The 11422-nt window shown below is 75.2% G+C and carries 3 protein-coding genes; all 3 read right to left on the minus strand.

Features of this window, described 5'->3' with window-relative positions; translation table 11 throughout:
- Nucleotides 1–9528: SDR family NAD(P)-dependent oxidoreductase (locus ACSNN9_RS25375; RefSeq protein ID WP_436675727.1), on the minus strand; the 9528-nt coding region annotated here is incomplete at its 3' end.
- Nucleotides 9529–9584: 56 nt separating this feature from the next.
- A complete protein-coding gene (locus ACSNN9_RS25380) occupies nt 9585–10796 on the minus strand; it encodes a cytochrome P450 family protein (RefSeq protein WP_436675728.1) in 1212 nt (403 codons plus the stop codon).
- 146 nt (nt 10797–10942) lie between these two features.
- Nucleotides 10943–11422, minus strand: a 480-nt coding sequence (locus ACSNN9_RS25385; RefSeq protein WP_436675729.1) for an AfsR/SARP family transcriptional regulator, incomplete at its 5' end; no start/stop codon positions are given.

The raw sequence follows: 11422 nt of genomic DNA on the forward strand, positions 1-11422 counted from the left end.
GTCGAGGGCGGCGCACACGTCGTCGAACGTGGTGGCGAAGACGGGGTACGCGGCGGCGAGTTCGGCGCCCATGCCCAGCCGCTGCGCCCCCTGACCCGTGAACAGGAACGCGAGCCGCCCGCCGGTGTCCGGGGTGCCGGTGACCAGGTTGGCGGCGCTGCCGCCGGCGGCCAGCGCGGTGAGGCCGTCGAGGAGTTCCTGCCGGTCGGCCCCGGCGACGGCGGCCCGGTGGGTGAAGGAGACCCGGCCCGCCAGGGAGTGTCCGACGTCGGCGACCGCCAGGTCGGGGTGGGCGGTGAGGTGGTCGTGCAGGCGGCGGGCCTGGTCGCGCAGGGCCTGCTCGGAGCGGGCCGACAACAGCCACGGCACCACCGGCGGCGGCGTGCTGCCGGCGGCGGCCTCCGGGGCGGCGGGCGGCTCCTCGATGATCACGTGCGCGTTCGTCCCGCTGACGCCGAACGAGGACACCCCCGCGCGGCGCGGGTGGCCGTTCGGCTGCCACTCGGCCGCCTCGGTCAGCAGCGCGACCGAGCCCGCCGACCAGTCCACCTTGGGGGACGGCTCGTCGACGTGCAGGGTGCGTGGCAGCAGCCCGTGGCGCAGGGCGAGGACCATCTTGATCACGCCGCCGACGCCGGCGGCGGCCTGGGCGTGGCCGATGTTGGACTTGAGGGAGCCCAGCCAGAGCGGTCGTTCGCGGTCCTGGCCGTAGGTGGCCAGGATGGCCTGGGCCTCGATGGGATCGCCGAGGGTGGTGCCGGTGCCGTGGGCCTCGACGGCGTCCACCTGGTCGGGCGTCAGGCCGGCGTTGGCGAGCGCGGCGCGGATCACCCGCTGCTGGGAGGGCCCGTTGGGGGCGGTCAGCCCGTTGGAGGCGCCGTCCTGGTTCACCGCCGACCCGCGCACCACCGCGAGCACCCGGTGGCCGTTGCGGCGGGCGTCGGACAGCCGCTCGACCACCAGCACGCCGACGCCCTCTGACCAGCCGGTGCCGTCGGCGGCGGCGGCGAACGACTTGCAGCGGCCGTCCGGCGACAGCCCCCGCTGCTTGGAGAACTCGACGTAGAGGCTGGGCGTGGACATGACGGTCACGCCGCCGGTCAGCGCGAGGGAGCACTCGCCGGAGCGCAGCGCCTGCACGGCGAGGTGCAGGGCGACCAGCGACGACGAGCAGGCGGTGTCGACGGTGACCGCCGGCCCCTCCAGCCCGAACGTGTACGCCACCCGGCCCGAGGCGACGCTGCCGGCGGTGCCGGTGCCCCAGAACCCCTCGACACCGTCGGGCACCGCGCCCGCCCCGGCGGCGTAGTCGTGCGTCATGAGGCCGGCGAAGACGCCGGTGGGTGAGCCGCGCAGCGCGTCCGGCCGCAGGCCGGCGTTCTCCAGCGCCGCCGAGCAGGTTTCCAGGAAGATCCGCTGCTGCGGGTCCATCGCCAGCGCCTCGCGGGGGCTGATGCCGAAGAACTCCGCGTCGAACCCGGCCGCGTCGAGCAGGAAGCCGCCCTGGTCGACGTAGCTGGTGCCGGGGGTGTCCGGGTCGGGGTCGAACAGGGTGTCCAGGTGCCAGCCGCGGTCGGTCGGGAAGCCGGTGATGCCCTCGCGGCCGTCGACGAGCAGCTGCCACAGCTCGTCCGGCGAGGTGACGCCGCCGGGGTAGCGGCAGGCCATGCCGACGATCGCGATGGGCTCGTCGGTGGGCCGGGCGGCGACCGTCGCGGCGGCGGGTCGCGGCTCGTCCTCCCGGCCGCCCAGCTCGCCCCGCAGGTATTCGACGAGGGCCTCCGGGGTGGGGTAGTCGAAGGTCAACGTCGCGGGCAGGCGCAGGCCCGTCGCGGTGTTGAGCCGGTTGCGCAACTCGACGGCCATCAGCGAGTCGAAGCCGAGCTGACGGAACGGCTCGGCCACGGAGACGGCGTCCACGTCGGGCTGGGCGAGCACGGTCGCGACCTGCGTACGCACGATGTCGAGCAGCAGTCCGCGCTGCTCCTGTTCGCTGCGGCCGGCCAGCTCGCGGGCGAGCGCGGTGGCACCCGGGCGGGTCGCGGCCTGCCGCCGCCGCGGCACCCTGGCCAGGCCGTGCAGCGGGGGCGCGGCGTTCGGCGCGGCGCGTACCGCGGCGACGTCGATGGTGACGGGCGTCAGGTGCGCCTCGTCGGAGCGGCACGCGGCGTCGAACAGCGCGAGCCCTTCCTCGACGCTGTGCGCGAGCAGACCACCGCGCGCGATCCGGGCCAGGTCGGCCTCGCCGAGCTGGCTGGTCATCTCGCTCTCCTGCGACCACAGACCCCAGGACAGCGAGAGCCCCGCCCGGCCCTCGGCCCGTCGCTGTGCGGCCAGGCCGTCGAGGAACGCGTTCGCCGCCGCGTAGTTCGCCTGCCCGGCGGTGCCGATGACGCTCGCGACGGAGGAGTAGAGCACGAACAGCTCGACGTCGCCGGCCAGCTCGTGCAGGTGGAGCGCGGCGTCGACCTTGGGCCGCAGGACGGCGTCGACACGTTCGGGCGTGAGCGACTCCAGGATGCCGTCGTCGAGCACGCCCGCGGTGTGGATCACGCCCGCCAGCGGCCGGGAGAGCCCGGCGAGCAGCGCGGCCAGCGCCTCGCGGTCGGCGGTGTCGCACGCGACGACGTCGACCGTGGTGGCGCCGAGGGCGGCCAGCTCCTCGGCCAGCTCGGCGGCGCCGGGCGCGTCTCCGCCGCGCCGCGAGACGAGGAGCAGGTGTTCCGCGCCGTGCCGGGTGACCAGGTGACGGGCGAGCGCGGCGCCGAGCGTACCGGTGCCGCCGGTGATCAGGACCGTGCCGGTCGGATCGAACAGCCGGCGCTCGGCGGCGGCGGCGGCGTGCCGCGCGAGCCGCGGCACGGCCAGCGCCCCGTCGCGGATGGCGAGCTGCGGCTCCCCGGTGGCGAGCGCGGCGGCGAGGGCGCGCTCGGACCTGTCGGTGCCGTCGGTCTCGACGAGGACGAAGCGGTCCGGGTGCTCGGTCTGGGCGGAGCGGACCAGGCCCCACGCCGCGGCGCCCGCGAGGTCGCCGCCGCGGGTGACCACGGCCAGCCGCGCGGTGCCGGCCGCCGCCCGCTGGACCGTCGCCAGCGTGTCGTACAGGGACCGCCGTACGGCGTCGGCGGTGTCGCCCGCCTCGACGCGGAACACCTCGACGTCGGGCGTGCCGGTCCCGGTCGGGGCGCTCACGGGCACCCAGTCCGTGCGGTACAGGGCGGCGGTGGGGCCGCTCGCGCCGGCCAGTCCGTTCGTCGTGACCGGGCGGACCACGACCGCGTCGGCGCTCAGCACGGGGTTGCCGTCGTCGTCGGTGGTGCTCACCCGCAGGGTGTTCTCGCCGGCCGGGGTGAGCCGGACCCGCAGCGCCGAGGCCCCTCGGCGGTGCAGCCGCACCCCGCGCCAGGAGAAGGGCAGCCACGCCCGGCCGGCCTGTTCCCCGCCGCCGGCGACGTGCAGCACGAGCGGGTGCATGGCGGCGTCGAGCAGCGCCGGGTGTACGCCGTAGCGCACGGCGGCCGGCTCGTCCTCGGCGCGCAGGGTGGCCCGGGCGAACAGTTCGTCGCCGCGTCGCCACACCTCCTGGACGCCCTGGAAGGCGGGGCCGTAGCAGAAGCCGCGCGCCAGCAGCCAGCCGTAGAAGTCGCCGACGTCGACGGGCTCCGTGCCGGGCGGCGGCCACTCCTCCGCCACCGGGGCCGGCGCGGGCGCGTCGGCCAGCGTGCCCGAGGCGTGGCACGTCCACTCCGCGCCCGGCGTGTGCCCGGCCGGCTGGGAGTACACGCCGAACTCGCGGCGGCCCTGCTCGTCGGGTCGGCCGACCCACACCTGGATGTTGACCCGCTGCTGTTCGGTCATCGTCAGCGGGGCCTGGAGGGTGAGTTCCTCGATCGTGCCGCTGCCGGTGTGCTCGGCGGCGTGCGCGGCCAGCTCGAGGAACGCGGTGCCGGGCAGCAGGACCGTGTCGAGGACGGCATGGTCGACCAGCCAGGGCTGCTCGCGCAGGGAGAGCCGCCCGGTGAGCACGAGCCGGTCGGTGTCGACGACGCCCAGCACCGCGCCGAGCAGCGGGTGGCGCGTGGCGGTGAGGCCGGCCGCGCCCACGTCGCCCCCGCCGGCGGGCCGCAGCCAGTACGACCTGCGCTGGAACGGGTACGTCGGCAGTTCGACGGGCCGGGCGTCGGGGAAGTAGGCGTCGGCGTCGGGGGCGGTGCCGGTGGTGAAGAGGTGCCCGACGGCCCTGGCGAGGGTGTGGGTCTCCGGTTGTCCCCGGCGCATGGTGGCGATGCCGGTGGCGTCGCCCGTGGTGGTGGCGAGGACGGTGTCGGGGCCGATCTCCAGGAAGGTGTCGACGTGGTGGTCGGTGGTGAGGTTCTGGACGGCGTCGCGGAAGCGGACGGCCCGGCGGACCTGGTTGACCCAGTGCTCGGGGGTGGAGCGCAGCGGTCGTCCGTCGACCGTGGAGATCAGCCCGATGCGGGGTTCGTGGTGGGTGATGGACTCGGCGACGGCGCGGTAGTCGTCGAGCATCGGGTCCATCAGGTGCGAGTGGGCGCCCAGCGGGATCGGCAGCCGCTTGGTCTTGTGCCCCAGCGCGGCGAGCTGCTCGGCGGCGGCGAGGGTGGCGGCCTCGTCGCCGGAGATGACCAGGTCGGTGGGGGTGTTGATGGCGGCGATGCCGACCTGGTCGCCGAGGTACGCGGTGACCTGCTCCTCGGTGGCCTGCACCGCGACCATCGCGCCGCCCAGCGGCAGGGCCGCCATGAGGGTGGCGCGGGCGGCGACGAGCTTCGCGGCGTCGGCGAGGGACCAGACGCCGGCGACGTACGCGGCGGAGAGTTCGCCGAGGGAGTGCCCCGCCACGAAGTCGGGGCGGATGCCCCACGACTCGACGAGCCGGTGCAGGGCGACCTCGAAGGCGAACAGGGCGGGCTGCGTGTACGCGAACCGGTGCAGGTCGTCGCTGCGGATGATCTCGCGTACCGGCCGGTCCAGGTGCCGGTCCAGCTCGGCGCAGGCCTCGTCGAAGGCGCTCGCGAAGACGGGGTACGCGGCGGCGAGTTCGGCGCCCATCCCGAGGTACTGGGCGCCCGTACCGGTGAACAGGAACGCCAGCCCGCCGGAGCCGGCGGTGCCGGTCAGCACGTCGGGCGTACTCCCACCGGCGGCGAGGGCGGCGAGGCCGTCGAGCATGTCCTGCCGGGTGGCGCCGGTGACGGCGGCCCGGTGGCCGAAGGTCATCCGGGTGGTGACGAGAGACCGACCGACGTCGGCGACCGACAGCTCGGGCCGCTCGGCGAGGTGGTCGTGCAGCCGGCGGGCCTGCTCCCGCAGGGCCGGCTCGGAGCGGGCCGACAACAGCCACGGCAGCACCTGCGGCGCGCCGGCCGGGGTGGCGTCGGGGGCGGAGGTGGCCTCCGGGGCGGCGGGCGGCTCCTCGATGATCACGTGCGCGTTCGTGCCGCTCATGCCGAAGGACGAGATGGCGGCCCGGCGCGGACGGTCGCCGGCGGGCCACGCGACCGGCTCGGTCAGCAGCGCCACCGCCCCGGCCGACCAGTCCACCTTGCGGCTCGGCTCCGAGACGTGCAGGGTGCGCGGCAGCAGCCCGTGGCGCAGGGCGAGGACCATCTTGATCACGCCGCCGACGCCGGCGGCGGCCTGCGTGTGGCCGATGTTCGTCTTCAGCGAGCCCAGCCAGAGCGGTCGTTCGCGGTCCTGGCCGTAGGTGGCGAGGATGGCCTGGGCTTCGATGGGGTCGCCGAGGGTGGTGCCGGTGCCGTGGGCCTCGACGGCGTCGACCTCATCGGGTGTCAGGCCGGCGTTGGCCAGGGCCGCCCGGATCACCCGCTGCTGGGACGGTCCGTTCGGGGCGGTGAGGCCGTTGGAGGCGCCGTCCTGGTTCACGGCGGAGCCGCGGACGACGGCCAGCACCCGGTGGCCGTTGCGCCGGGCGTCGGAGAGCCGCTCGACCACCAGCACGCCGGCGCCCTCGCCCCAGCCGGTGCCGTCGGCGTCGTCGGAGAACGCCTTGCACCGCCCGTCGGGGGAGAGGCCGTTCTGCCGGGAGAACTCGGTGAACGTGTCCGTGCCGGACATCACGGTCACCCCGCCCGCCAGCGCCATCGCGCACTCGCCGGAGCGCAGCGCGCGTACGGCCAGGTGCAGGGCGACCAGCGACGCCGAGCAGGCCGTGTCGACGGTCATCGCCTGGCCCTCCAGGCCCAGGGCGTACGCGATCCGGCCGGACGCGACGCTGCCGTGGGTGCCGGTGATGAGGAAGCCGTCGACGCCGTCGTCCTCGCTGTGCCCGAGCCGGCCGTAGTCCTGCACGTGCAGGCCCGTGAAGACGGCGGTGTCGCTGCCGCGCAGCGAGGCCGGCGGGATGCCGGCGTGCTCCAGCGCCTCCCACGCGGTCTCCATCAGCACCCGCTGCTGCGGGTCCATCGCCAGCGCCTCGCGGGGGCTGATGCCGAAGAACTCCGCGTCGAACTCGTCCGCGTCGTACAGGAAGCCGCCGGCGGTCGCGCTGCACGTGCCGGGCCCGTCACCCGCGAAGAGCGCCGCGAGGTCCCAGCCGCGGTTGGTGGGGAACTCGCCGATCGCGTCCACGCCACCCTCGACCACCCGCCACAGGTCGTCCGGGGAGGCGACACCGCCGGGGTAGCGGCAGGCCATGCCGACGATCGCGATGGGCTCGTTGTCGTCGTGGGCCTCGACGGCGGCCGGTTCCGCGTCGGCCGCGCCCAGGCCCAGGGCGTCGAGCAGATGGCTGGCGACGATGTCGGGGGTCGGGTAGTCGAAGACCAGGCTCGCCGGCAGGTTCAGGCCGGTCACGGCGGAGAGCCGGCCCCGCAGCTGCACGGCGGTGAGCGAGTCGAAGCCGAGCTGGCGGAACGGCGTCTCGACCTCGATCGTCGCGGGCGCCTGGTCCCGCAGGACCTCGACGGTGGCGGCCCGCACGACGTCGCGCAGCAGGCCGAGCCGGTCGGCCTCCGGCACCGCCAGCAGCCGCTCGGTGAGGGCAGCCCGGGTGCCCTCGGGGTCGACCTCGGCGTCCACCACGGGCCGCGCGGCGACCACGCAGGGCTCGTCCGCCGCCAGCGCGGCGTCGAGCAGGGCGGCACGTCGCGCCACGGGCAGTTCGGTGAAGCCGGGCGCGCTCCACGCCACGGAGACGCCGGGCAGGTCGCGGGCGCGGCGGTGCCGCACCAGCGCGTCGGCGACGGCGGGGTCCCGGTCGCCGGAGAGCAGCACGAGTGCGGTGCCCGCGTGCCCGGGCGTCGCCTCGTGCAGCGCCAGCAGCTCCTCGGCCGTGAGGTCCACCGCCACGACGGTGGTGACCGGCAGGTCGGCGAGCACGGCCGCCAGCGTCGCCCGGTCGAACGGCACGCCCGGGTGCACGGCCGTCCCGGCGCCGAGGGCCGCCAGCTCGGCGGGCGCGCCGGCGGGAACGTCGTCCGGCCCCACCAGGACCAGGTCGCGTACGTCGTGGGCCGCCGCGAGGTGGCGGGCCAGCGTCGCGTCGTACGAGCGGGCGACGAGCGCGACCGTGCCCCGCAGCGGCGCGTCCCCGGGCCGGGCGGGGACGGCCGCGTACCGCGGCACGAGCAGCTCGCCCGCGCGTACGGCCAGCACGTCCTCGCCAGCGGCCACGGCGGCGCCCAGCAGGTCCGCGGTGACCTCGTCGGCGTCCACCAACACGAGCCGGCCGGGGCGGCGGAGCTGGTGGCCCCGCGCCACCGCCCAGGCGACGGCCTGCCGGGGGTCCGCCGCGTCGTCGCCGTGGACGGCGCCGCGGGTCAGCACGACCAAACGGGAGTCCGCCGGCCGGTCCTCGTCGAGCGCCCGGGCCAGCAGCTCGGACAGCGCGGCGGGGTCGGCGTAGCTGTCGACGGCGGGCCCGTCGCCGGCGAGCCCGCTGGTGAGCTCGGGCGGGCCCACCACCGACCAGGTGGGCGGGGTGGCGGAGGCGTCCGGGCCGGCCTCCCGCGCGTGCGCGGCGGCCGGCTCCCAGCGGAGCGCGTGCAGCGCGTCGTGCCGCGGTCCGGCCACGCAGAGCAGGCGGCCGGGCAGCTCGGCGAGCCGGTGGCGCGCCGGACCGCCGAGGGCGGTGCGCGGGATCTCCCGCACCAGGTACGTCTCGACCGGCACGGCCGCGGCGGGCAGCTCGGCACGGCACGCCGCCAGCAGGCGGGCGGCGTCCACCTCGGAGCCGACCACGTACGCGACCGGTCCGTCGGAGGAGGCCCGGGTCGCCGCGTCGCGCACCCCGGGCACGCTCCGCAGCACGGCGTCGGTGCGGTCCAGCCGCACCCGCTCGCCGCCGACCTCGGCCACGTCGGCCAGCCGGCCGGTGATCGTGAGGTGCCCGGAGTCGTCCCGGCGGGCCAGGTCGCCCGTGCGGTACCAGCCTCCGCGCAGCGCCTCGGCCGTCTCGGCGGCGAGGTCGTGGTAGCCGCCGGCCATCACGTTCGGGCCGCTGACCCAGACCTCGCCCTCCTGGCCGGGGCCCAGGTCGGCGCCCGATCCGGGGTCGACCACCCGCACGCTCAGCCCCGGCAGGGGCAGGCAGCGCCGTTGCGCGTCGCCGTTCGGCCAGCTCACCGCGATCAGGCCGGACGTCTCGGTGGTCACGTAGCCGGTCAGCAGCGGCGCGGCGAACGCGGCCTCGAAGGGCCGGCGCAGCGCGGCGTCCACCGGGCCGACGGCCAGCGCGATCCGTACCCCCTGCGCGTCCGGGCCCGGCGCGTCCAGCAGGGCCCGGTGCGTCGCGCCGGTGCCCACCAGCACGGTACTGCCCTGCGCGGCGAGCGCGGCCCGCAGCTCGTCCGGGGACAGGCCGCCCGCGAGCCGGACCGACGCCCCCGCCGCGGTGGCGGCGAGGAGCTGCCCGAACCAGGCGTGCACGGGCAGCATCCACAGCACCCGGTCGTCCTCGGCGCACCCGAGTCCGGCCACGTACGCCGCCGCGGCGGCGGGCCACAGCGCGTTGCGCTGCGTGGACAGCACGCCCTTACGGGGGCCGGTCGTCCCCGCCGTGTAGGTGAGGAACGCCAGGTCGTCGAGGCCGGCGTCGTCCTGGGGCGGCGACGACGGTTCGGTCGTCGCCAGCTCCTCGAACGAGTGCGCCCCGCCGTCGTCTGCGCCGTCGACCACGAGGACCGACACCGACACCCGCGCCGCGTTGGCCGCGTCGGTGATGACCGCGTCGGCGCCCGCGTGCTCGACCAGCCGGGCCAGCTCGGCGTCGTCCAGGGCCGGGTCGAGCGGCACGGCGATCCCGCCGGCCCGGACGACGGCGAGGACGCCCTCCACCGCCGCGACGCCGTCGAGCAGGACGACGACCCGGTCCGCCGGCCACACGCCGAGATCGGCGAGGTGGCCGGCGAGGCGCGCCGTGCGTACCGCCAACTCCGCGTGGGTCACGCTCCGCCGTGGATCGGCGTACGCGATCCGGTTGCCGGACCGTTCGGCGTTGGTCCGGAGCAGCTCGGGCAGGGGCTGGAGCAGATCGGTACGCGGCATGGTTCAACAACCTCTTGTCGGACAGGAGTTGCGATGCGGGCCGGGGTGGGAAGCGCTCAGACCGTGACCGGGAGGGACACCAGGGCGGGCACCAGCGGGCTACGCCGGACCTTCAGCGACTCCCGGGGCGCGGCGAGCCTGATGTTCGGGAAACGGGTGAAGAGCTGACGCAGCGCGATGGTGGTCTCCATCCGGGCCAGCTCGGAGCCCGAGCAGAAGTGGGGGCCGCCGCCGAACGCCACGTGCCCCTTGTCCTCGCGGTCGATGTCGAGGACCTCAGGATCGGGGAACCGCTTCGGGTCGTTGCCGGCCGCGGTCAGGTGCAGGAGCACCGTCTCGCCCTTGGCGATCTTCGTGCCGTCGATCTCCAGATCCTCGGTGGCGAAGCGGCGGAAGCCGTGGTGCACGGAGCCGTGCTTGCGCAGCAACTCCTCGACGGCCACGTCGAACAGGTCCGGGTCCTTGCGGAGCCGCTCCAGCGTCTCCGGGTTGTCCAGCAGCGCCAGCGCGCCCCGGCCGATCATGCCCGCGGTGGTGTCGTAGCCGCCCAGCATCGTCAGCAGGGCCAGGGCCATCACCTGGTAGACGTTGAGTTCGGGCTCGCCGTCGGCGTTCTTGGCGTGGATCCAGTACGAGAAGAGGTCCTCGCCGGGCTCCTTCGTCTTCTCCTCGCGGACCATGTTCATGAAGTGCGACATCTTCGTGCGGACCATCGCGTTGGTCTCGTTGTCGCCGCTGAACACCAGGTCCGCCCAGTGCTTCAGGTCCTTGCGGTACTCCTCGCGGATGCCGAGCACGTCGCAGACGATGGTGATCGGCAGGATGGCCGCGTAGTCCTCGACCAGGTCGCCGCCGCCCGCCGCCTCGATCGCGTCGAGCCGGGCCTCGACCAGTTGGTGCACCCGGGGCCGGAACGTCTCCAGGTTGCGGGGCAGGAAGGTGAAGTTGATCATCTTCTTGAGTCGCGTGTGCTCCGGCGGGTCGAGGGTGACGATCGTGCCGGTCGCCTCGCCCTCCGGGAAGCGCGTGCTGGTGAAGTCCCCGTTGCTGTACTCACGGGGCCGCGCGAGGCGCTTGTCGCGCAGTGCGGCGTAGACCTCGGCGTGGCCGGTCACCAGCCACACGGGACCGTGGTCGTCGAGGCAGGTCCGGTGGACGGTGCCCTTCTCATGCAGTGACGCATAGAGCTCGTAGGCCGCGTACGGGCTCGCGAAGTAGTCGTCGTCCATCAGCATCTGATGCCCGTGCGCCGGGCACTTGTTCGCCATGTCGTCCTCGCTGTGGTCGCAGAGCAGGAATTGCCGTCGGCCTCCGATGCGCCAGGCGTCGCGGACCGCGCGCGCCCCTGATGTTGCCCGCAGGCGGTCCACGCTCGGGTAATCGCGGAGGTGATTGCGGTTGGCGTCGGGGTGGGTCAGTGGGTTAGTGCGGGGATCTGGATTTTGGCGTCGTGTTCGAGGATGCGTTGTTGGAGTTCTTGGAGGCTGCGGCCGGGTTCGAGGCCGAGGCCGTCGACGAGGGCTTCGCGGGTGCGGCGGTAGACGCGTAGGGCGTCGACTTGGCGGCCGCTGCGGTAGAGGGCGAGCATGAATTGGTGGCAGAGGCGTTCGCGCAGGGGTTCGGTGGCGGTGAGGATTTCGAGTTCGGGGGTGATTTCGCGGTGTCGGCCGCAGGCGAGTTCGGCGTCGAGGCGGTCTTCGAGGGCGGAGAGTCGTTCGTCTTCGATGGCGGCGAGTTCTGACCAGCAGGTGCCGGTTTCGACGAGGTCGGCGAGGGCGCGTCCGCGCCAGAGGTTGAGTGCTTCGGTGAGGAGTTGGGCGGCGCGGGTGTCGGTGTCGGTCCTCGTGGTCGACGGCGCAGACGACGGCGGGGCGCACTCGTTCGAGGAGCTGGC

Source organism: Micromonospora sp. URMC 107 (genome assembly GCF_051386315.1).
GTDB lineage: Bacteria > Actinomycetota > Actinomycetes > Mycobacteriales > Micromonosporaceae > Micromonospora.